Here is a 631-nt window from a genome sequence, read left to right on the forward strand (position 1 = left end):
ATGTCTTCATCGTCTGCTGTGACGGGCTCAAGGGCCTTCCTGAAGCAGTAGAAGCAACCTGGCCGAACTCGATGGTGCAGACCTGCATCGTTCATCTGATTCGGGCTGCCAATAGGTGGGTGTCCTATCAAGACCGCAAACCCGTCTCCAGCGCGCTGCGCGCGGTTTACACCGCCGCTAATGAGGACACTGCTCGCGCCGCCTTGGACGCTTTCGAGGCTTCTGAGCTGGGCCAGAAGTATCCACAGTCGGTGAAAGTGTGGCGGGATGCCTGGGAGCGGTTCGTGCCGTTTTTGCAGTTCCCTCCAGCGGCACGCCGGGTGCTTTACACTACGAACGCGATCGAGTCGCTCAATTCGGAGCTGCGGAAAGCTACTCGTAACCGGGGCCAGTTCCCGAACGATACCGCAGCGCTAAAGACGCTGTGGCTGATGATCTGCAATATCGAAGACAAGCGCGCGGCCCAACGGGCGAAGAAAGCGAAACGTGACATCGAATGCAACGGCTATATTGAAGGAGCGAAAGCCACCGGATGGAAACAAGCCATCAACCAACTAGCCGTGGCTTACCCCGACCGATTCGCGGACTACTTGTAAACCAAACCCCCGCACACAAACAATCGGACACCCTC

General features: G+C 57.7%; 1 protein-coding gene. It reads left to right on the forward strand.

The features are described 5' to 3' along the window. Positions 1-596: IS256 family transposase (locus ACUY2Y_RS11710; protein WP_448326654.1), on the forward strand; the 596-nt coding region annotated here is incomplete at its 5' end. Positions 597-631 lie beyond the last annotated feature (35 nt).

The organism is Corynebacterium sp. 20-84 (genome assembly GCF_053479455.1).